The 23,909-nt window shown below is 49.1% G+C and carries 13 protein-coding genes; all 13 read left to right on the forward strand.

The window, feature by feature from the left end; all coding sequences use genetic code 11:
- The first annotated feature begins 334 nt into the window (after positions 1–334).
- Positions 335–3,103 carry a hypothetical protein gene (locus KNO91_RS05845; protein WP_214816918.1) on the forward strand — a complete coding sequence of 923 codons (2,769 nt, stop codon included), beginning with the start codon at positions 335–337 and terminating at the stop codon, positions 3,101–3,103.
- A 193-nt stretch (positions 3,104–3,296) separates the two neighbouring features.
- Positions 3,297–5,861 (forward strand): TolB-like translocation protein, encoded by a 2,565-nt coding sequence (locus KNO91_RS05850; RefSeq protein WP_214816920.1) that lies wholly within the window; start codon positions 3,297–3,299, stop codon positions 5,859–5,861.
- Between the two features lie 172 nt (positions 5,862–6,033).
- Positions 6,034–8,145, forward strand: coding sequence for a heparinase II/III family protein (locus KNO91_RS05855; RefSeq protein ID WP_214816922.1), 2,112 nt, complete (start codon positions 6,034–6,036; stop codon positions 8,143–8,145).
- A gap of 241 nt (positions 8,146–8,386) precedes the next feature.
- Positions 8,387–10,453, forward strand: a complete 2,067-nt coding sequence (locus tag KNO91_RS05860) for a bifunctional metallophosphatase/5'-nucleotidase (RefSeq protein ID WP_214816924.1) — start codon at positions 8,387–8,389, stop codon at positions 10,451–10,453.
- Positions 10,454–10,741: 288 nt separating this feature from the next.
- Positions 10,742–13,825 carry a CgeB family protein gene (locus KNO91_RS05865; RefSeq protein WP_214761562.1) on the forward strand — a complete coding sequence of 1,028 codons (3,084 nt, stop codon included), beginning with the start codon at positions 10,742–10,744 and terminating at the stop codon, positions 13,823–13,825.
- Positions 13,822–15,987 (forward strand): glycosyltransferase, encoded by a 2,166-nt coding sequence (locus KNO91_RS05870; protein WP_214816926.1) that lies wholly within the window; start codon positions 13,822–13,824, stop codon positions 15,985–15,987. Before KNO91_RS05865 ends, KNO91_RS05870 begins: the two co-directional genes overlap by 4 nt.
- A 60-nt stretch (positions 15,988–16,047) precedes the next feature.
- Entirely contained in the window at positions 16,048–18,009 is a 1,962-nt protein-coding gene (locus KNO91_RS05875) for a hypothetical protein (RefSeq protein ID WP_214816928.1), read from the forward strand.
- A gap of 11 nt (positions 18,010–18,020) precedes the next feature.
- Entirely contained in the window at positions 18,021–18,374 is a 354-nt protein-coding gene (locus KNO91_RS05880) for a hypothetical protein (protein WP_214761556.1), read from the forward strand.
- Entirely contained in the window at positions 18,371–19,669 is a 1,299-nt protein-coding gene (locus KNO91_RS05885) for a glycosyltransferase family 2 protein (protein WP_214816930.1), read from the forward strand. The genes KNO91_RS05880 and KNO91_RS05885 overlap by 4 nt, the downstream gene beginning before the upstream one ends.
- Positions 19,670–19,814: 145 nt before the next feature.
- Positions 19,815–21,104, forward strand: coding sequence for a nucleotide sugar dehydrogenase (locus KNO91_RS05890; protein WP_214816933.1), 1,290 nt, complete (start codon positions 19,815–19,817; stop codon positions 21,102–21,104).
- A gap of 17 nt (positions 21,105–21,121) precedes the next feature.
- Positions 21,122–21,919 carry an ABC transporter permease gene (locus KNO91_RS05895; RefSeq protein ID WP_074036361.1) on the forward strand — a complete coding sequence of 266 codons (798 nt, stop codon included), beginning with the start codon at positions 21,122–21,124 and terminating at the stop codon, positions 21,917–21,919.
- A gap of 13 nt (positions 21,920–21,932) precedes the next feature.
- The gene (tagH, locus tag KNO91_RS05900) at positions 21,933–22,790 is read left to right on the forward strand and encodes a teichoic acids export ABC transporter ATP-binding subunit TagH (protein ID WP_214793503.1); all 858 of its coding nucleotides are present in this window, start codon (positions 21,933–21,935) and stop codon (positions 22,788–22,790) included.
- Complete coding sequence (wecB, locus tag KNO91_RS05905) at positions 22,787–23,896, forward strand: non-hydrolyzing UDP-N-acetylglucosamine 2-epimerase (protein WP_214816936.1); 1,110 nt, start codon at positions 22,787–22,789, stop codon at positions 23,894–23,896. The genes tagH and wecB overlap by 4 nt, the downstream gene beginning before the upstream one ends.
- The last annotated feature ends 13 nt before the right edge of the window (positions 23,897–23,909 follow it).

The raw sequence follows: 23,909 nt of genomic DNA on the forward strand, positions 1-23,909 counted from the left end.
TTTATAAAATAGGTAAATTCGATATTGAATAATCTTCAATAACGAGAAATTCAAAATCATTCCCATTTTTGCGAAAAAAAACGCTTGTGCTAGCTGGAAGCGTTATGTATATTATGGATGTAAGGTTTTCCAAGTTCATACTTGGTAAATTGTTCAAGGGTCACCTCTTGAAAGAATACCTACCCGTTTCGGTGAAGCTCAAGACCTAAACGATCAAGTTGCATAAGTCATTCGTATGAGCGGCGTATACATATGGGATCTTTAGCGGGGGGAGCGTCGACGTAGACGAGTAGAGACAAACACGTAACATAACCAAAGGGAGGATTTACACAAGATGGCTAAGAAATCATTCAAGCTAGTCAAAGCGTCAGCAGCTCTTGCTGTGACGGCAGCAGCCCTTACACCAGTAATGGCAGCAGAAGCATCAACTTCAACAGTTGAACTCAAAGCAGAGGTTGTACTCGGTGGGAAGTTCAAAGAAGCACTCGCACTCAACACACCAGCTGGCGTTGAGATCAAATGGGGTAAATACCTCGTTACTGCAATCAACAAATGGCAAACAGTTAAAGGCCAAGGTTCTGATGGAAAGACTTACATCAAGAAACTTTACGCTCGTAACTACCCACTCTACATCCTTGACCAAGATCTTGGCGAAGTAGAAGCTGGTTCTGAACTCGAGAAGCCATCAATCCGCGTTATGTACCGCGACGGAAAAGTTTACACACAAGCTCCTGAGCGCTTCACAATGAGCTCAACGTACAACACGAAAGATGAAGGCGAGCAAAAAGTTCTCATCTCTTACAACCACAACGGGAACCGCATCACTTCATTCTTGACTTACACAGTTGTTGCTTCTGAAGTTGCATTCTCTAACGTTTCATCTTCAGTAGATCAAGCTAACGAAACATTGTCAGTAATGGCAGATGTTGCAAATGCGAAAGAAGACACAATGGCAGACGTTCTCGTTTACCCATTCAAAGATGCTTCTAAAGCAATCACTGTTAAAGCTGAAATTAAAGACGGCAAATTGACTGCTAAAACTTCTGCTCTTCCAGCAGGTACTCACTCATTCATCGTTAAGTCTGGTGAAGTGATGACTGAAGAAATGGCATTCACTGTAGATGCTGTAGACTTCACGGTTAAGCCAGTTAAAGCTAACCAACTTGAAGTTAAATTCAACAAAAACATTACAGCTGCAGATGCTGCTGACTTCAAACTTGATAACGGTCGTTATGTTACTAAAGTTGAAGTTGACGCGGACGACAAGTCTAAAGTTTGGTTGACTGTCAACGAAGATCTTTACAACGGTGAAGAGTACAAGCTCACTGCTAAAAACTTCTCAATTCCTTCAGGTGAAGTATCAGCTGAAATTGCAAAAGAGTTCAAGTTCGAAGTAGAAGCAGCAGCTTCAATCACACTTACAAAAACAAACTTCCTTGACGGCGAAGACATCCGTGACTTCCTCGTTGTAAAAGATAAGAACGGCTTGCTCTTATCGAACGCAGGTGTTGTACTTTCAGCTACTTCATCAGCATTGAACACTACGACAGGTGAGTTTGCTTTCTCTGGTACACCTTCAGAAAACACACTCTTCGTTGAAGCGAAAGTCGTTTCGAACGGCGAAACAGTTGCAACTTCTGGTGCAATCAAAGTAACTGTATCTGACGATCAAGAAGTATCGGCTATCGATGGCATCCATATTGCTGACGCTGCTACTGAACCATCAGCTTACAAACAAGCTAAGAAAGATGGGAAACTTGATACAGACTTGAAACTTGCTGAATCAGGTCAAATCTTGAACGTATATGTTAAAGATGTTACTGGTGAGATTCAACGTTTAGCTGTTGATTCGTTCACAAACTTAACTCCTGCTGTCGCTACAGTTTCTAAAGATGTAAACGGAAACTTGGTAATCCAAGCATTCTCAACAGGTACTGCAAAAGTTAAAGTGAAAAACGGCAACTTTGAGACTACTGTAGAATTTGCGGTTGTTGCTAACTCTAAGATTGCAGACGCAAAACTTTCAACTACATCACTCGGATTTGATTCTGGTAACGTTGCTGGAGTTGATACTCCACAAGATGTAACAGTTGACTTCCTCGATCAGTACAAAGAAGATTTCGATGCTACAATCGAATCTGATGGAGATGTTCGTGTAGCTGGTTCAAAAGTTGGTACGTTGAAAGTGAAGTCTAGCAACACGCAAGTTGCTACTGTTGAAATCGGTGCAGGCGGAGCTGTTGAAGTTTCTGAAGGGGCGAAGAACGGTTCTGCAACAGTTACAATTTCATTCGAAGACAACTCAGGTAAAGTCGTCTTCACGAAGTCTGTAGCAGTTAAAGTTTCTGAGTTCGACGCAACTGTGGCATCTTACGATCTCGTTGTAACTTCTGCGAACAAATCACTCGATGCTGACGTTGATGTTGAAGGCGTAACTGCTGATGCAGATGACGAAGTAATGTTCGAACTTCGTGGACTTGATAAATATGGTAACGTAATTGAAGTTGTTGAAGGTGCGACATATGACTTCACTTATTCTTCAACTTCACACGCTCCTTACTTCGTAGAAGCTACAAACACATTAGAGTTTGCTGAAGGCGCTGCTCAAACTTTTGCTGCTTCAGGCAAAGTAACAATCAAAGCAACTGTTGGCGGTGTTCAAGTTGATACAGTTTCTGTAGACTACACAAACACTGATGCAGTAGCGAAGAAAGCAATGGTTGATGCTTCTATGCGTACATTCGACCTCTCATCTGTAGATGGTCTTTCAATCGAACAACTTCTCTTCGGTAAAACAAACGCATCTGGTACGAAGAAGTTCATCATCCAACCTGCTGTTTCTGTACAAGATCAGTTCGGTAAAGCAATCGCTTATGACCTTGATGAAACAATCGGAACACTCGCTAACGGCGTAGTTCTCTCTGCTGACGAATACGTTGTAACAAACAAAGTCGGCGTTGTCGTTGATGCAAACGGAGTGGTTACACTTGCTGAAGGACGTACTTCTGGTACATTCACAGTGGTTGTTCCACAAGTTGAATCTAACGTTAACGGAGATCTTCTCTCAGCTCCTGTAGCATTCGACGTAAAAGTTGTTGAATAATTGTTGACCCTCCCTTAGGGTTAAATAGAGCAATGTCTTCGGACGGAGCCATCTTGTAAACCGGTAGTGCCTCGGCACTATCGGTTTTTTACTTTTATCCTAAAAAACAATTCCCCTTTTCTATAAAACAAATTATACTTTTATTGTAATTAAATTAATCTTTTACCATTTTTTAAGAAAAGAGGAAATGTACGTGAAACAATTGTTGTGGGCACTTCTACTTGCCGTTTTTCTTCCTATATTCAGTTTGCCTGATTCGGTGGAAGCAGGTGAGCCGCTTCCGAAACATCTACGGATCCCCAATAGTCCTTATGTGATTACGATGGATGGGAAGGACCTTTACCATGCCGGAACGGGAGAACGCACCCCGTTATCGAGAGAATTGTTTTTACACTGGTCTTACGATCAACGTGCCGTGATGAGCGTGGACAATCAACATATCGTCTTTACATCGGGGTGTAGCTCGTGTTCGATGCATCGCTATATCATCGATTTGGACGGTCAGATTACGGTTGATCTAGTACCAGACAACTATCGCATCGTCGGAGCTGACGTTGCGCACGATCGACTCCTGTGGGCGACTTGGTCAGAAGTGATCATGACGAACCTTGAAGGGGATATCCTTTGGAAGCGTTCCGACCTTGGGACTGCCGTCACGTTATCTACCGATGGTCAGACGGTCATTGCCGCACAGCATGACCTGTTGAAGATTGACCACGTGAATGCAGCGACAGGTGAAACGGAATCGACTCAATCCTTTGATGTGAAGGTCCAGGGCCGCGATAAGGAAGCGCTCGCCTTTGATGGCGCCATCGCTTATCCGGATCAAGGTTACGTCTATCTTGAGGCAACCCGACAGCTTGTCGCGCTTCCAGGGCGGTCTTACATACAATATGCCGAAGAAGATGGGTTCTTACACTGGTATTCGGAAGGCACGTATGGGGTCCTCGATCTTGCATCTGGAGAATTGAAGACGTATCACCCGATTGTCTATCCGGAACTGTTCCCTGGTGTTTTAGTGTTCCCGGATCGAACAATCCCACTTTCTTCATATAAACAGATGCCAACCCACTTTGAATTCGAAGTCGATAAGAGTGCGAATGAAGAAGGAGATCCATTCCTTTATGTCGGTCGTTCCTATCCACTGATATTCAAATCGACGAATCTGGACGGGGTGGTCGAAACCATTCCGTTTGAGCAATTAAAAGCGAATGAAGCGAATGAAATCACTTCACCTCAAGTATTTACACATCTAGCAGGTGTCAGATACGACCTCACCTATATGGGGGAACATCTCAAAGGTTGGCTCTCTGGCTCCAAGGCAGACTACGTTTCGATTCGTAAGTTCGGAATTGCGGGTGAAATCCTCGGATATGCATCGTCTCATGCAAGGGTGACGGTTCGAGTTCATCAAGACGGGAAAGAGCCGATTCAATACTCGACATTCGCTTCAAGCTCTGGAGAATTCCGGGTGGCGACGGGACGATTAGCAGGAGGGACAACATTTACGGTAACGAGCAGTGGAGGGGGTGGGGTGGTTTATCGACAACCGTTCGTCGTCCCGACTCCGAATCTAGAGCCGAATACGATTGAAGTGGTAGGAGACTCCGCCGAAACGGGGGTCATCTTTAAAACGGTACCGTATGGAAAAATTGACATCACCGTTGAAGAACACTTCCATTCGTGGTACGACACGATTCAAGCAGACGCCTCAGGTATTGCGCACGTGACGGGAACGGTCGATCCGCTCACAAAAGGCGTCAAAGTGACGTACGAACCAGCTTTCACGGAAAAGGTAGGGAAGGAACTCGTCGTCTTTGAGCGGGCCAAACCAACCTTCACGTTCCAAGTGACACCACAGGCAGGGGATGTGGAACTATCGTATGCGTCGACAGCCAAACGCATCACATACAAGACGTTCGTCAACGACGTGCTCATCGGGGACGGTCGTACGCTTGCGTTACCGAAGGCACTTCAAGATGGTGACGTCATTCGTACCGTTGCCACGACAGGAGATCGCTCGACGACTATGGAGCATCGTATCGTTGAGGTCGGACCGACGATTCTTCAAGTGACAGATGTCGCGATGACGGCGACACATACGGTCGTGAGCGTTCGTCGTGACGTGAAGGCAGACCTTCAGTTCTATATCAACGGTAAACGTACGACTGCGACGCCGGTCTCCTCGACGCGATTCACGGTTCCGGCACGACCTGGGGACATCGTCCTCGTTCGTCTCCTCCGTGGAGGTCAAAAGCTAGATACGCGTCTTGCGTTACCGAAAGTCACGTTCAGCAACATCCGCCTCCATGATGAGCAAAAGACATGGGTCGGTATGGTGCTTCCGAATAGCGCCGTCACGTTGCAAAACGGCTCGACACGAATCGCGAGCGGGAAGAGTTCTTCGACAGGACGTGTCGTCATGAACTTGTCGCCTCAACCGATCAAGTCAAAAGTCACACTCGTCAGTAAGCGAGGCGTGTATCGTTTCGTTCAGACGGTCTACGTGAAGGCTGGGCTTACGCCGAAGTTCACGGTGACGACGCCGACGAGCTCGTCACGTTCTGTCACGGTGAACGCCAACATCGATTATGGTAAAGTGACAATCTATCGCGGGTCGACACTCCTCGCATCGAAGACGGTGACGTCAACATCGACATCTGTCTCGATGGCAGCTCAAAAATCAGGCACACGTTTGACGGTCCGGATGACGACGCCAAAAGGTCGTTCACAGACGATTTACGTCACGGTACGCTAACATTCAGCGTCTATTCCATTCGATTGGGATAGACGCTTTTTATATGGGTTTCATGATTGGTTATTGTGAGTTGTTGTTACGTAATAAGATTTAAAAAATCGCTTTTCTTCTTTTTGAAAAAAATCCCTTTTAATCATGGTATGATGGTAAAAAAAGATAAATGAGGTATTGGATGAATACATATGTAAAAGGTGTGCTCTTATCCACGGCGCTACTTCTCACGACAACTTCTGTTGGGGCAGAAGAGGTGGCACGTCCGTTCTTTACAGAAGTATCAAAAGAAACGACCGTGTATCGATTGTTGCCGGATAAGACGATGAAGCCGATCGGTAAACTGCTACCGAATGAACAATATGCGGTCGTCGGTGTGTCTGGTGGCTATTATCAAGTCGAGGTGAACGGGCGACGCACGTACGTCAAAAAGCAAGAGATCCCGTTAAAGGCTCAACTTCTGACGAAAGCCGTCGTCTCTGACGGACAATACGAACGATTGCTTCATAACTATACGGCACGTGTCGAAAGACGTGAGGTCCCGTATTACTATGGATTTCTGACAAAAGCGCAAGCTGTCAGTCAAGCGGACTCGGCTATGAACGGGGTGTGGCGCATCGGGGCAACCCCGGGCAAACAAGTCGTGGAAGACATTCACACGTTCAACTGGGAAGAGGACATCACCGTTGGCGACTCGACATCGTTCATGTTCCAAATGCAATACTGGATGGTATTGAACCAACTGACAATGGCGTACCATTATACGAAAGACACGAACTATTTGGCTTACGGAAAAGCGTTCGTTGACAGTTGGGTCAAGCAGTATCCGACCGATTCATATCGTCGGTACCCGAACGCCTATCACCAACAAGGGACGGCGATTCGTACGTTCCATCTCATCAACTTTTGGAATCAATACAAGAAGTCTCCTTTAAATAACGACGCAGCATTCAGCGCACGTGTGCTTCAGACGATTGAAGGGCACGGTGAAATCCTGGCGGACGCGAAATTTTATCGGGAACGTCACAATCATGGGATTTTCCAAGACATGGCGTTGACGGATATCGCTCAGACGTTCCCTGAGCTCGAACAATCAAGTGTTTGGAATGAGCTTGCGACGACGCGGTTGACGACACAGTTGGACCACTCCTTAAGTCCTGACAACGTTCATTTGGAGCATTCGCCGGGTTATCAGGTGTATACGTACGAGATGCTGTATCGCTTCAACCGCTGGATCGAAGCGAACGGCTTCACGACATCTCCTCGCCTAGAGGCAGTTGAACGGATGCCGGAGACGCTCGTCCATCTGATGAAACCGAACCGGACGCTTCCGCTCTTCGGGGACACGACGGGGGAACCGCGGACGACGTCGATGATCTCGACATTGCGTGACTATCCTGAACTGCTTTATGCGGTTACAGGAGGAGCGGAAGGAGTACGACCGACAGAACGCGTGAAGCAACTCGACACGCAATACGCGGTGTTGCGCGAACATTGGGGAGAGAATGAGCCCTTCGCCGATGCGGTCTCACTTATGATGACGGCAGGGTTTCATAATACGGCCCATAAACATCAAGATGATCTCAGCATCGACCTGTACGGATTTGGACGTGACTTCATCGTCGAGACTGGACGATTCGGTTATACGAACCGACCGGAGCGAGATACGGCCGTCCGTGTCGAAGCGCATAATACGGTGAACATGGGATCTCGTCAGCTCACGCTCCATTCGAGCACGATCGGGAAAAGTGGGATCACCTCGGTCGAGGAAGTCGATGGATTACAACGGGCGAACGGATTCAGTGACTTGATGGGGCAAGGGATTCATCACACGCGGAGCGTCGCACACGATTTAGACGGCACCGTGCTCGTCGCGGATACGATTCAAAGTGACGCCCGCGTCCCGTTCACGCAACGGTTCCATCTCGGAGTCGGTCTTGAACCGGTCGAAGAACGTGAAGGTGAGATGCTTTTCCGTGATATGGAAGGGCGAACGCTCCAGATGATTCAACTGCCGATCGCTTCGACGGGTACGGTGCGAATCGAACCGAGTTTTGTCGCCTATCGTGATTTCGAATGGAAGCCACGTCACCAAGTCGTTTCGACAAAAACTGGGAAAGGCACCTCGTTCGTCACCTTGTTCCACCTTTCGAAGACAGGGACGCGCGTCACGTTCTCGAACGTGATGGAGACGGAGACGGCTTACGTCGTGAATTACTCCTTGTCGAACGGGCAATCTCGCACCTTTGAAATGCCGAAAGGTGTGAGTGAGGAAATAAGTGAGACGCTATAAGGAAATAAGGAGGAGATGCCAATTGGTATCTTCTTTTTCAATTCCGACAAGAAATAACGAAATATTTACAGAAAAGTAATTGTGTTATTTTGTGAGATTGCGTATCTTTAAAGATGAAGTCTATACAGGTTTTGTAATCGCTTCCATTGGCTTGATGTCAGACATCTGTCAGTAGAGATCAAAATCGAGGGTGTGACTTCGGAACGGTCGACTCATACATATTTAAAGGAGGAATATCTGCATGTTGAACTCAAAAACACGCAAGTTCTATCAAGGAATGCTCGCAGCAACGCTCACGGCATCGGTGATCGCCCCGGCGGTCGTGACAGAAGCGGCTCCTGCCAAAAAGACAATCAAGTTGAAGGCGGCGTTCGTCACAGACGGGGATCTTGACGCAGCGCTCGACAAAACGTATCAAGGTAACAAAATCTATTGGTACAAATCGACAGTCGACATGGACAAACTCGGTACATATCAAGTTGCTAAAGGATACATTAAATGGAAGAACCAGTACTTCGAGAAAAAAGTACGCGTCGTTAACTATCCGAAAGCAATCATTCCTCCAAAAGGGGACTGGACGTTCAAACATGGCGAGCAGTTGACTGGCCAGTTGAACACGCTTCAAATCCAATTCGTCGACCGTGTCCTCCGTCAACCGGTGAAATGGACGAACCTTTCGACAGACAAGATTGGTGAGTTCGTCGCGACCGCTTCTTACACGCACAAAGGCCGCACCGTGACACTCGACGTTCCTTATAAAGTAGAAGGATACGACCTCTCAATTATGCATACGAACGATACGCATGCGGCGCTCAAGTACGCTCCGAACCGTGCGACAGCTGTCAAACAAGTTCGTGCTGAAAAACCAGATAGCTTGTTGATCGATGCGGGAGACGTCTTCTCTGGTTCGCTTTACTTCAACGAGTTCAAAGGACAAGCTGACCTCAAGTTGATGAACTACATGAAGTACGACTTGATGGTACCTGGTAACCACGAGTTCGACCTCGGAACAGAAGAAGGGCATAAAGAGTTGTCACAATTCGTACGTTATGCGAACTTCCCGTTCGTCAGCTCGAACGTCGATTATTCTGGCGACCAGTACATGAAGAACTTGTACCGCGATGAAACGACAGAGAAGGCTTACAACGGTCGTCTCTATGAGGGCGTCATCAAAGTGGTTGACGGTAAGAAAGTCGGATTCTTCGGTTTGACGACAGAAGAAACGGCCGACATCGCTAGCCCAGGTCCAATCAAGTTCCAAAACTATATCGATGAGGCGAAGAAAGCGGTCAAGGCTTTCGAAGACATGGGCGTCCATCAAATCGTCGCGGTCTCGCACCTTGGTTACAACGACAACCCGACAGTCGACAACGACTTGCTTCTCGCTGAAAACGTTGACGGGATCGATGTCATCATCGGCGGTCACACGCATTCACGTTTGAACGCACCTGTCGTCATTTCGGAAAATAAAACAGAGCCGACGCTCATCGTCCAAGCCTTCCAGTACAGTGAGTTCCTCGGTACGCTTGACGTCGAGTTCGACAAAGACGGGAAAATCGTTTCGCATGCTGGTAAGTTAATCGACGTGAAAGTACTTGAGCCAGACGCTCGTGCGGTCTCACTTCTTGCACCATTTAAAGAAGATGTCGACAAGATCAGTAACGACCCGATCGGCGTCACGTTGACAGCGGCACTTGAAAACCCACGTGACGAAGGTGACATCTCAGCACCAAGTGTACGTAAACAAGAGACGGCTCTTGGTAACTTGATCGCAGACGGCATGCTCGCGAAAGCGAAAGACTACGATGCAGACGTTATCGCGGCAGTTCAAAACTCAGGCGGTATTCGTTCAAGCATCGATGCAGGCCCTGTCACGACAGGTGAAGTCATCACGGTCCTTCCGTTCGGTAACACACTTGCTGTCATGAACCTCAAAGGTTCTGAGTTGCTCGCGGCACTCGAGCGCAGCGTGAGCGTTTACCCACGTGAGAGCGGCGGCTTCCTCCAAGTATCAGGATTGAAAGTCGAGTTCGACAGCTCGAAGCCAGCGAACGAGCGTATCGTGAAAGTGACATACAACAACGGAACGACGGATGTTGCAATCGATCCGAACGGTATGTACAAAGTTGCGACGAACTACTACACAGCAACGGGCGGCGACAACTATGTCGAGTTCGAAGCAGCATTCAAAGATGCACGTGTGACGGATCTTGGTCTTAGCGACTGGGAAAACCTCCGCGACCACATGCTCGACCTTGGTGAGATCACACCAACGGTTGAAGGTCGTATCGTCGATGTAGCAGAATAAGAATTTTTAAGCGGGGCATCCTTATCGGGTGCCCTGTTTTTGTGAAGAATTAAATTGAAACACATGATTTTTCGTTTGACTCGAAAGGACGAATTCATTCGCCTTCATCCTCAACAACTCTCGACATCCACAACATATGTCCTCTTTGTATTCGATTTGTCATTCAGTTGATTTTGCCTTTTGAATTGAGCGTTTGCTATAATCAATGGGTGTCGAAACGTGATGTTTCAAATAACAGGGCATCGGCTAAAGAGAAAACGATGCCATAATGAATTTGGAGGAACCCCCATGAGTTGGAAACGAAAAGTGAAACGCGGTGTCTACCTAGGCATGCAGCGCGGCAAACGCATCGGTCGTCGGTTGATGAAAGGGACTCAGACGCAAGTCCAGACGAGACAGTTCGTTGAGGTCGTCCCATCTTGGTACGCACGTACATCTGCAAACTACGAACTCGATGGTGCAGCGCTCGTTTCAACGATGGCTGAGAAGCAATTTTTGACGTATGGCGAACGTGCCTCGTCGTTCCGTGGCGTCCCTGGCCCGGATTCGTTCCAGCTCAACCCGTCGATTCGTGAATTTGACGCGAGCTTGAACGTAGAAAAGAGTGGTGACATCGAAGTCACGCTACTCGTGATGTTGTATAACGACGAAGAACGAACGCGTGTCGTCCGTGTAAGTGACGGTGTTCGCACGACGGTCGCCCTTCGTGAAAATGAGACGAAGACACGCTTCGTCATTCAAACACAAGGTAAGGGTCGCGCCCTCATCCAATCACTCCTCGTTGATGGCCAACCGCTATGGAACGTGGAAGGGATGGGTAGTGCCGTTGCCGATGCTGACTTTGACGCGATGATCGAGCTGGATGCCTCGACGCTTGAATTGATTTCTCCTGTCGGACGTATTGTCGACTTTTCAGACGAGGCCATCATCGTGACAGGACAAGGTAGCCAGTACGAGCACTACGGCGTGCAAGAAGCGGCTCTTCCACACGTGGATACGAAGCGCGGTATCGACTTCTCGCTTGCCGATATGGACGACTATGTCTATCGCTTCTATTTAAAAGGAGATGCGTCTCAAACGGCGAAAGCGACATTGTTTGTGGCGACGTATGCACACGGTGAGCGCGATCAACTGATTGAAGTGCCACTCGGCTTCAGTAACGTCTTGAGCCTGACGCCTAGCCACGAGTCGGTCCGTTACTTCATTCGCTTCTACGGCGATGGGGCAATCTCAGACCTTAAGCTTGGTGTCATCCGTGAGAACAGTGTCCGTCGTACGGAACAGTTCGATTTAGATCCGACATATTGGACGATTCCGACACCGGAGTCGATTAAATTGAAACAAGATCCGAACGGTCTTCGTCTTGTCTTAGACATCGAGCCGGACGTGCGCCGTTACGTTTCTTATATGGAGACGAATAATCGCTTCACGGTTCTCCCGAAAGAGAACCCGTATACGGTCCGGCCGAACCATCGCTATCGCGTCACAGTCGATGGCGAGCTCGGTGCGAACACAGGCGTCGTCCTTTATATCATTTCGTACTCACTGACAGAACGATTGTCGATGCAGCAAGTTCAGCTCGGTAGCGAGAAGATTTTCGAGTTCGGAAAAGATGTCCGCTACCTCCGTTTCGCCCTTCGTGTGGATGGACAAGGTGAGACACTCGTCACAGGCATCCGTGTCAGTGAAGAGATCATCACCGACCGCACGCAAGTGCCGGAATGGGTGGACCCGCGTGAGGCGCGTCTGTTTGAGACGACACCACGTGAGTTGCATGAGATGAAAGTCGCGGCCATCTTCGATGAGTTCACGACGGCATCGTATCGTCCAGAGTGTGAGTTGATCACCTTCTCACCAGATGATTGGCCAGCCGTCTTAGCTGACCGTCAGCCTGACTTCCTCATGGTCGAGTCCGCATGGAAAGGGAACGACAAGACGTGGGAGAAGAAGATCGTTAAGTATGGGACAAACACGTGGGAAGACCTTGATGCACTTCTGGACTGGTGCCGTCTGAACAACGTCCCGACCGTCTTCTGGAACAAAGAGGACCCGATTCACTACGATCGCTTCATCGAGACGGCGAAACGCTTCGACTTCGTCTATACGACGGATGCGAACATCCTCGAGAACTATAAGCGTGACTGTGGGCATGACCGTGTCGGCGCATTGCCGTTTGCGGCACAGCCGAAAGAGCATAACCCGATCCGCCTTCCGGGAACGCGCGAACCGTACGCTTGTTTTGCGGGCTCTTATTATGCCAACCGTCACGAGTCGCGTCGGATCGATATGGACCGCTTGTTCGCAGCTGCTGACAAGTATGGTCTCGTCATCTACGACCGCAACTACGAGATGAACCAGCGCGGTGAGACGGACCAACTTCAGTTCCCTGAACAGTTCCGTCAATCGATTCGCGGTAGCTTGAAATATAATCAAATCGCAAAAGCATATAAAGGCTTTAAAGTCATGCTGAACGTCAACTCGGTCAACGATTCACCGACGATGTTCTCACGCCGTGTCTTTGAAGGACTCGCGTGTGCGACACCGGTCGTCAGTACGCGTTCGGTCGGTGTTAAACAGATGCTCGGCGATTATGTCTTCCTCGATGAGGGTGATGAGATGCTCGAAGAGACATTCCGTAAACTGCTCACTGACGATGCGTTCTATGAGGACGTGGCGATGGGGGGCATGCGTCACGTGCTCAAGAACCACACGTACACGCAACGTCTCGCACAAGTCGTCAGCACGATCGGTCTCCCATATCGTGTCGACCATCCGAAAGTCGCGCTCGTCGCATTCGTCCGTTCGACAGAAGAGATGAACCGTGTCGTCGACACGTTCCGTGCACAGGACTACGAGCACAAACATCTCGTCGTCTTCCTTGACAAGTTCGAAGGGCATTTAGACGTATACGAGGCATACAACACCGAGGATATCTCGACATTCATGCTCAGCTACTTGCCGCAGTACAACGCCTTGTCTGAGATCATGGACGGGTTTGATTGGATGGCTTACATCCAGACGGCGGATTACTATGGTCCTTCTTACATCTCTGACTACATGTTGGCGACGCGCTATGCGGAAGCGAACATTTTGACGAAAGAGGACTATTTCACTTGGAACGATACGCTCGAAAAGGTCGATTCGGATGGCACGTATCGCTATGTGTTCGACGCGACGCCTTCACGTTCAATCATGAAGCCGGACGTTCTCCGCTTCTATAGTGTCCGTGAAGCGCTTGACGTCCTCGCGACAGATGCGACATTGAAAGAATTGGCTCAATCCGGTGAACGAATCTTTAGTACAGACCCGTATCAATATGTAAAAGCAGGGAGCGAGATGCCAACAGCAGTCGCTCAGGAGGTACAATTATGACAACACCACTTCGCGTCCTCGTTTATGGGGATGTCAACTTAAACTTGATTGACGGGTCGGCCATCTGGCTGACTTCCGTCGTCTCGATGTTGAAGCAGGACCCATCGATTCACGTCGATGTCCTCCTCAAACGCTCGATCACCAAGCCAGAAGTCACGGCAGGCATCAAAGAGTTGCCGAACGTTCGCTTCATCGACTTGTTCGGAGCGAACTCACCGAAGAAAGGGACGCCTTACCACGAACGTGGCGTCCTTCAAGCGGATGAGGCAGCACAAGTGATCGATGAGTTGATGACAAAAGACGGCTATGACTTGGCGTTCGTCCGTGGATTCCAGTTGGCGTACGATCTGTCTCAATATGAACAGACGATGGCGAAGACGTGGACATATATCACGGATTTCACGCACGACCATACACAAGCGTCGGAAGAAGAACTCGCACGCCTTCGTCAGATTGCGTCACGCTCGGCCCGTATGCTTTGTCAAACCGAGGCGATGAAGACGTACTTCGAGTCGTTCTTGCCGACGGACCGCCCGTTCTTGATTCTGAATCCGATGATTCCGAACGGGAAAGGGACGCAGCCGACGTTCACGAAACCGAACGACCGCCTCGTCTATACAGGGAAGTTCGCACCGCTTTGGTACACGACCGAGATTTTGGACGCGTTCGCGAAGTTACGTGAGACGTATCCGGCCGAGCTTCATATCGCGGGCGACAAGTTCAACCAAGACCCGAACAACCCGAACTTCAAACAAGAGACGTTAGCGCGTCTGAAGTCGGAGGAAGGGATTCATTGGCTCAAAGGGATTCCGCGAGCGGACGTCGAGACGCTCATCGACCGTAGTGCGATCGGTGTATCGTGGCGTCATCCAGAGCTTGACGCGAGTCTTGAGCTTTCAACGAAATTGCTCGAATACGGTTCGCTCGGTAAACCGGTCCTCTTGAACCGTAACCCGATGCACGAACTCATTCTCGGGGAAGACTATCCGCTCTTCGTCAACTCGGAAGAAGCATTTATCGAGAAGGCGCGCCTCGCACTTACGGACGAAGAGGTGTACGCTGACGCGGCGAAGCGTCTCTATGAGATGTCGCAGTATTATACGTTCAGCAACACGTATGCACGTCTTCGTGACGAGCTTTGGTCGATGAAAAAGATCAACCTACTCTTCGCCGGTCATGACTTCAAGTTCTTGCGCCTGTTCATGGACTACTTCCAGAACAACCCGCGCTTCAACGTCTTGATTGACCAATGGGAAGGACATAAGATTCATGACGTGAATCACAGTAAGGCATGTCTCGAGCAAGCAGACATCATCTTCTGTGAATGGGGTCTCGGGAACGCCGTCTGGTACTCGCATCATAAGAAGCCACACCAGACGATGATCGTTCGCATCCACCGTCAAGAGAAAGAGACACCGTTCCCACGTGAATACAACCTTCATAACATCGACCGCATCATCTTGGTGTCGCCATATATGCTTGAGGAGATGTATCGTCTCTTCCGCATCCCGCGTCACAAAATGACGATGATTTATAACGCCGTCGACGGGAAGCGTCTCGTCCAACCGAAAGAAACGGAAGACTTGACGTTCCATTTAGGGATGATCGGGGTCAACCCGAAACTGAAGCGTCTCGACCTTGCGCTCGATATGCTCGAAACGTTGTTACAAGATGACCCACGATACAAACTCTTTATCAAAGGCCATCATCCAAACGATATCTACTGGATCAACAAACGAGAAGACGAGCGTGCCTACTACGACCGCTTGCTCGAACGATTGGAGCAACCGATCTTCAAAGAGAGCGTCCGCTTCGATGGACACGGAGATGACGTTCCAGAATGGTTGACGAAAATCGGCTTCGTGCTGTCGACGAGTGACTTGGAAAGCTTCCACTTGGCACCGGCTGAAGCGATGACGTCTGGTACGTATCCGATCATCCGTCATTGGACGGGAAGTGAGACGATCTATCCGGACGATGTGTTGATGGAAAACGTGTTAGAAGGCGTCGACATCATCCGTTCGTTCAAAGGGGACTCAGCGCGTCTTTTGGAAGCGACAGAAGTCTATAAAGCGTATGCGCATCACCATTTCGCGATTGAAACGCTCGCTCCGAAATTAGAGGAGCTCTTACTAACAGAACTGAATGCCGTCCATTCATAATCAGCAAGCCCGCCATCGCGGGTTTGCTTCTTTTGAAAACAAAGAGAAGGGGAGCATCCCATGAGTTATTTTTTGTATGAAGCCACTACCCGACACGTCGAGTTGACAGAGCGTGAGGGGGTGACCCATGTGTTGTCGAAAGAACCGCTCGATGCACGCATTGGCTGGTTTGACGCAACACGTGACGAGCCACACGGTCATTATATCTCCCTTCAATTCGAAGAGACGTTTACCGTATCGGTCCCATTCAATAACGTCATCCCGGTCTATTACACGACGGACCCTGTCGTCGTCGGTACATCGCTCCGCCAAGTGGCGGAGAGGGCCGGAAAAACGGAAGTGTCGTCTGAAGCTGTCTCGAAAATGCGATTTGTCGGTCATGTGTTTGGACGTAACACCCGCATCGAAGGCGTGATGCGACTCGCTGCAGGCGAGCGTCTCACTGTCAAAGGCAGAGACGTGACCATCGAGAAATGGGACGACCTGCCGATGGGAACGAACACGTTACGGGAAGATTTTGATGCGACGTGGATCAAGGCGTTACGTCAATCGATTCCGCCTTATCAAACGGTGAATCTTCCATTTGCGGGTTCGGCGTTTGACCTCGTCTTCACGAAACTTACACTCGAGGCAGGGAAGACGGTGCGCCTTCACGTTCCTTCATTAGATGGAAACGAGGCAGACTTGGCACGTGAATTATTTGAGGAAGCCGAACTTGTCGAGACGGAGCCGCCTGTGACAGATCTCCACTTGTCGCTATCGAAACGAGTGGCACAGTCGTTCGATGCGACAGAAGGAAACTTGAGCGCGTATGAGTCGATTCCGACTGGACGGGCACGGGATACGGATTACGTTGAAATCGGGAAGCACGGTTCAGACTGGCTCTACGGCAAGCATATTTTCTTAAAAGAGACGATGGATGAGCACGAGGCGAAACAACAGCTCTCGAGACGGGCGATTCGTCCGTTCGAAGGGTTTGGTGAAGCGGAACGCGAACAGGTAGAGGCGATGCTGGGACGGCTGTTTGACACGTACGAAGACCGGGATTGGAGCGGACGTCTCGAGGCGGCGTGGTTCGAGTTGAAAGTGGAGCACTTCCATGCGTATGCACGACAAGGCTTCATGGATGAAATGTTACTCGTTCAACCACTGTTCGACCGTGACGTGCTGCGCCATATTCTTGAAGCGCCATATGAATTGAAACGACAAGGTCACCTGATGAAGGTCGCCTTCGATGAGTTGTTCGGCCCGACGCCTCCACATCTGGTCAAAGAGAGTTTCGCATGGAGCGATTCGCCGCTCTTGCCGACCGTGACACCGGCCCCGTTGAACTGGCGGTTGATGCTCGATGCGGTCGTGCCGAGCCAAGTCGTGCGGATGCATGAGCTCCTTCATGTGGAAGACTCGGTTCGCCAAGCGATGCCAAAGGGCGACAAACCGAACCATCAGGTCGTGTCCATTTGGAATGACTGGACGGCTCAAAACTGGTCGAATTTGTTGGAAGAGACGGCGATTGAAGAAGAGCAGGTCGAACTGGAGATTCCAGAAGCGCACCAACCGCGATCGGTGACAATCAAACCGTTCATCTATCACTATTTTGTCCCGTTCAATACGGAGTTGTTCAGCCTGAGAGAAAATCAATTTAAGGCAGAGGTCGATGTCGAGCCATTACATGGAGAGAATGGATATATCCAGCTCTTCAACCAGAGCTTCAGTTCACCTCCGTCAAGTGAGTTCTTAAAGGACGCGACGCTTGGGAACGCACCGGTCATCCAAGTGTCAGGGACGATTGAATTGTTGTCAGATGAAGACACGCCGATCGAATTGTACATCATGCAATATGATGCGAAGAAAAATCTGAAGAAGGCAGCTTTTAGTCAAACACTTCGGACGGGCGTCAACACGTTGCAACAACGTGTCCCGAAAGAGTTAGACGCCAAGTATGTGAAGCTCGCCATCAAATTCCAAAATGATCAACATGCGGTCCGTCTCCGAATGGGTGCATGGGACATAGAAAGCTGAGGACATCGAGTATGGAACGTCAACAAGTTGAATATGTAGAACGTGAGAATGCTTTTTTACGTGAGCAGTTGCAAATGATGACAGACCAGATGGAAACGTTGAAACAAGAAGTGCTCGAAGAGGGCGCGAAACAGATTCGAGGAAAAGAGAACACGGTCCAAAAGATGAAAGAACTCGAAAAAGAATTGCGTCAAGCTCAAGCGAACGCCGAAAAGTGGCGGAAGACGGCAGCTTCTGAGCAGAACAAAGTGAAGACGATGACGGAAGAAGTGGAGCGGATGAAACATGTGATTGATCGTGCGAAAGCAATCCCGCTCGCCGGTAAGCTCATCACAAAGATTGAGCGTGAAGGGAATCCATCATGAAAACGTATGAGGAACAGCTAAACGACATCCAATTGGAGAAAAAGGCATGGGTCCAAACCGTCAATCGTCACTTTGAGACGATGCCGACCCCGAATTGGCTCGACGGTTCTTCCATCAAGCGTGGCGTCAGTGTCATCGTCGCTTCACATGATTCGGAAGAATTATTGCGTGCTTGCCTTGCGTCACTAGAAGCCCAAACGATCCATGCCTCATTGATTGAATGGGTCCTCGTCTTTAACGGTCCGAACCGAGAGGCATTGCGAGCGGTCAGTGAGTCGTTTGGTCGAGATGTCGACGTCGTCCGTCTCGAAGTCGAAGAGGCGAATGTCAGCATCGCCCGCAATCAAGGAATTGACGCGTCGACACGGCAGTATGTGACATTTTTGGACGAGGATGATACGTTCAGCCCGACTTACGTCGAGCGACTATTCGAACAAGCATTACCGAATCGAATCGTGATTGCCGACATTCAGGACCGAAGTCCATCGGGCGAGGCACTTTCTTCACCGCTCCACCGGGAGTTCGAACGCCTGACGGGACAAGAGACGACATACGAGCAAATGTCGCAACTCTTGACGCTCAACGCGTGTAAACTTGTCCCGGCCGTCTATGCGAAACAAGTGCGTTACGAACCGACCTTAAGGAGCGGAGAAGATGTCGTTTATTTTTCAACACTGTTCTCCACGTATATGCCTGAAGTGAAGATATTGCCTTCTGAGACGGATGCGATTTATTATCGCCAAGTGCGAGAACGTTCTGTCTCTCGCCAAGCGGTCAGCCAAGATTTCTCGATCGACCAACGTCTTTCCGTCATCAAGCGGCTCGATGCCATTCCGACAAAGGAAGCCTCGGTTCGACGCTTCATCGAGCGGAAAATCGATGCCCAAACCTCGATGATGAGTTTATTTTATGAGAAGGTTCCTGAACAACGCGCGCATATCCGTACGACGGTGCGGGAAGCAGCGCTTCGTTATTTCTCGTTCAGTATATTGAATCAACATGCAGCGGAGCGGGGGATTGTCATCGGCGAACGCCTCGAAGAAGCCGGCACACTTATTGCTGAATTCCCTGAAGACGTCGTCATCCGCGTCTATTTGATGGCGCCGTATACGCGTCAAGAACTGCGGAGTCATGTGACGGATGAACAATTTGAGCGACTGACGTTTGCGAATATGTCGCTACCGAATTGGTCAATATTGCCTGAAGTTTGTTATAGTAGTGGGGATGTGCGTGCCGTCGCATTATGCACAGAACATCATTTAGGTGTAAAATCTTACTCGGTCCCATCCCGTTAATACAGTATTGTCATGAAAATGTAATTGCTTCTCAATTCGTATCGGGAGTATAATGGGTTTGATTTTTGGTGAAATCCTAAACAATATGAAATGTTTTGCAACATTCGGTGACACGTGTCACTAATCTATGGAGGTTATTTCAATTATGAAAGTTTGTACAATCGGATTAGGATATATCGGACTCCCTACATCAGCCGTTTTCGCCCAGTATGGCGTAGACGTACTCGGTGTGGACATTCATCAGTCCGTCGTGGATAAATTGAACCGTGGCGAGATTCACATCGAAGAGCCAGGTCTTGGTGAAGTCGTGAAAGAAGTTGTCGCAAACGGTAAATTCCGTGCGTCACTCGAGCCAGAAAAAGCGGACGCGTTCATCATCGCGGTACCGACACCAAACAACGACGACGAGCACAAATCATGTGACCTCACATACGTTCTTGAAGCAACGAAACGCGTGCTTCCACACGTTGAAAAAGGAAACGTCATCATCGTGGAATCAACAATCGAGCCACGTACGATGGACGACCATGTGAAGCCGCTCGTGGAAGCTGCTGGATTCACAGTCGGCGAAGACATCTTCCTCGTACACTGCCCAGAGCGTGTCCTCCCAGGACAAATCTTGCATGAGCTCGTTCACAACAACCGCATCGTCGGTGGGATCACGGAAGCATGTGCGGAAGCTGGTGCAAAAGTGTACGGCACGTTCGTCAAAGGTGAAATCATCAAGACGGATGCGAAAACAGCAGAGATGTCTAAACTCATGGAAAACACATTCCGTGACGTGAACATCGCCCTCGCGAACGAACTCGCGAAAGTATGTAACGCCCTCGACATCAACGTGCTTGACGTCATCGAGATGGCAAACAAACACCCACGCGTCAACTTGCATAGCCCAGGACCAGGTGTAGGTGGCCACTGTCTCGCGGTCGACCCATACTTCATCGTCGCGAAGCAACCAGAACTCGCGAAGATCATCAAGTTGTCACGTGACACGAACGTATCGATGCCTGCTTACGTCGTCGAGAACGTCAAGAAACTCGTCGCAGGACAAGACAATGCGAAAATCGCGGCGTTCGGCGTAACGTACAAAGGAAACGTCGACGACATGCGTGAAAGCCCAGCGGTCGACATCATCGAGTTGATGCTCGCTGACGGCATGAACGTAGCCGTCCACGACCCACACGTCGAAGTCTCTTCTTCGAAACATTTCGACCTCGTCTCGAAAGAAGAAGCAATCCAAGATGCGGACCTCGTCCTCGTCCTCGTTGACCACAACGAGTTCAAAGCACTTGACTTCGCAGAATTGAACGGCGCGATGCGTCGCCCAATGATCTTCGACACGCGTAATATCGTGAAGGCCGATGACAGCGACCTTGCCGTTGTAAACTACGGAAACCTTTACAACTACGTCAACGGGAAAGTTACGTTGACCTAAACCGTTAGGTGCCCAATATGATCAAAGCATCGAAACAAGTTTTCATTGAACTTTGGGAGAGTCTCTATCTCATTTTGAGACTCTCTGTCTATGAAACGAAAAGTCGTTACTCGATGCAGTATTTTGGCTACTTGTGGGAAATCATCACACCAATTATTCAAATCGCCATCTATTGGCTCGTCTTCGGATTCGGTTTACGTGCGGGTCGAGACGTTGGGGATGTCCCGTTCTTACCATGGCTCGTCTCAGGGATTGTGCCATGGTTCTTCTTTGGACCGGCCATTGTCAGCGGATCTCGATCCGTTTTTTCTAAGATTGCTCTCGTCTCGAAGATGAGTTTTCCAATCAGTACGATTCCGGCCTACGTCATTTTGTCGGAGCTATACCGACACGTTGCCATGGTCGTAATCGCCTTTATTTTGATGATGGCGTTTGGAATCAGTGAAGGGTGGAACATCTTGTTCCTGCCGTACTTATTGATCAGTGCGCTTGCCTTTTTATATGCGTTCGCATTGTTGACTTCCGCATTAGCCACAATCATCCGAGATTTTCAAAATTTGCTGTCACAAATTATTCGGATGATGCTGTATCTGTTACCGATTTTTTGGCAACCGTCTGGGAAACTAGAATTGATTTTGATGGCCAACCCGCTCTATTACCTCGTGGAAGGCTATCGATCGATGTTCCTTGGAACGGATTGGATTATGCAAAATCTCACTTATGGTCTTTATTTCTGGGGCTTCACTTTCGTGACGTTCCTCATTGGTTCAGCGATTCACGTGCGTTTCCGTCGCTACTTTATCGACTATATTTAAGGAGCAGTGACGTATGAGCTATCAAGTCAAATTCGAAAATGTCTCGAAGCGATACACGTTGTATCGTAAGCAAAGTGATAAATTGAAAGAAGTCTTGTTCAACCGTGCGAACGGGAAACAGTTTTACGCGCTTCGTAATGTGACGTTCGAAGTTCCTCCCGGTGAGGTAGTCGGTATTTTAGGGATTAACGGTTCTGGGAAATCGACGATGTCGAACCTTCTCTCTGACGTGATTCCACCGACACACGGACGCATTGAGCTTCGAGGCAAACCATCATTGATTGCCATCTCCTCTGGATTGAACGGCAATTTGACGGGGATGGAGAACATTGAACTGAAATGTCTCATGCTCGGGATGAACAAGCAGCAAATCAAAGACATTACCCCGGAAATTATCGAGTTTGCCGATATCGGCGATTTCATCGATCAACCGGTTAAAACGTACTCGAGCGGGATGAAGTCACGTCTTGGCTTCGCCATCTCCATCAATATCGACCCAGATATTCTTGTCATCGATGAAGCGTTGTCCGTTGGGGACCAAACGTTCACCGATCGTTGTCTCGTCAAAATGAACGAGTTCAAAGATCAAGGGAAGACGATCTTCTTCATTAGTCACTCGGTGTCCCAAGTGCGTCAATTCTGTACACAAGCCATCTGGCTCGAGTATGGGGAAATTCGCGAATATGGTCCCGTAGATGAGGTCGCAGACGAGTATATGAAATTCTTGAAATGGTTCCGCACGTTGGATTCCAAACGTCAATCGGAGTTCAAGCAACAGAAGATGGCGCAACGGACGACGATTGTGGACCAAGATGACGTCGGTGAGACGATTATCTTACCGCGAAAAACGCTTAAAGGAGAATCTGTATGATTAAAGTTATGACCGTATTCGGTACACGCCCTGAGGCTATCAAAATGGCCCCGCTCGTGTTAGAGCTCAAACAACGTGAAGGGATCGAACCGATTGTCGTCGTCACAGCTCAACATCGTGAGATGCTCGATCAAGTCCTTCAACTTTTCAAAATCACACCAGACTATGATTTGGACGTGATGAAGAAAAACCAAACGCTCTTTGATGTGACGACACGTGTTCTTCACGGACTTGATGAAGTCATGAAAGAAGCGAAACCGGATATCGTTCTCGTTCACGGTGATACGACGACGACGTTCGCGGCATCGCTCGCGGCATTCTACAATCAGATTGCAATCGGTCACGTAGAAGCAGGGCTTCGCACATACAACAAGTATTCGCCTTACCCAGAGGAAATGAACCGTCAATTGACAGGCGTCATGGCAGACCTTCATTTTGCTCCGACGGACACGTCAGCTGAAAACTTGCTTCGTGAGAACAAGAAAGAAGCCGATATTTTCGTAACAGGAAATACGGCGATTGATGCCTTGAAAACGACAGTTCAAGATGACTACGACAGCGAATTACTCAACAAGATCACGGGGCAAGACAAGCGTCTCGTCCTCTTGACGGCACACCGTCGTGAGAACCTTGGAGAGCCGATGCGCAACATGTTCCGTGCGGTTCGTCGCTTGATTGAAAAGTATGATGACATTGAAGTCGTCTACCCAGTTCACATGAACCCAATCGTACGCGAACTCGCTGGTGAAATTTTAAATGACTTAGACCGCGTTCACTTGATTGAACCGCTCGACGTCTTTGACTTCCACAACTACGCATCTCGTTCACACCTCATCTTGACAGATTCAGGTGGCGTACAAGAAGAAGCGCCGTCACTCGGTGTACCGGTTCTCGTTCTTCGTGATACGACAGAGCGTCCGGAAGGTGTTGCAGCGGGAACGTTGAAACTCGCTGGAATCGATGAAGAAGTCATTTTCGGACTCGCCGATGAGTTGTTATCGGACCAAGCCGCATATGAGAGTATGGCAAAAGCGTCTAACCCTTACGGGGACGGGGAGGCGTCACGCCGAATCGTCGACGCGATCGTCGAACGTTTCACACGCTGATTGATGATAGACT

The sequence above is a fragment of the Exiguobacterium sp. s59 genome, assembly GCF_018617475.1.
Classification (GTDB): Bacteria; Bacillota; Bacilli; order Exiguobacteriales; family Exiguobacteriaceae; genus Exiguobacterium; species Exiguobacterium aestuarii.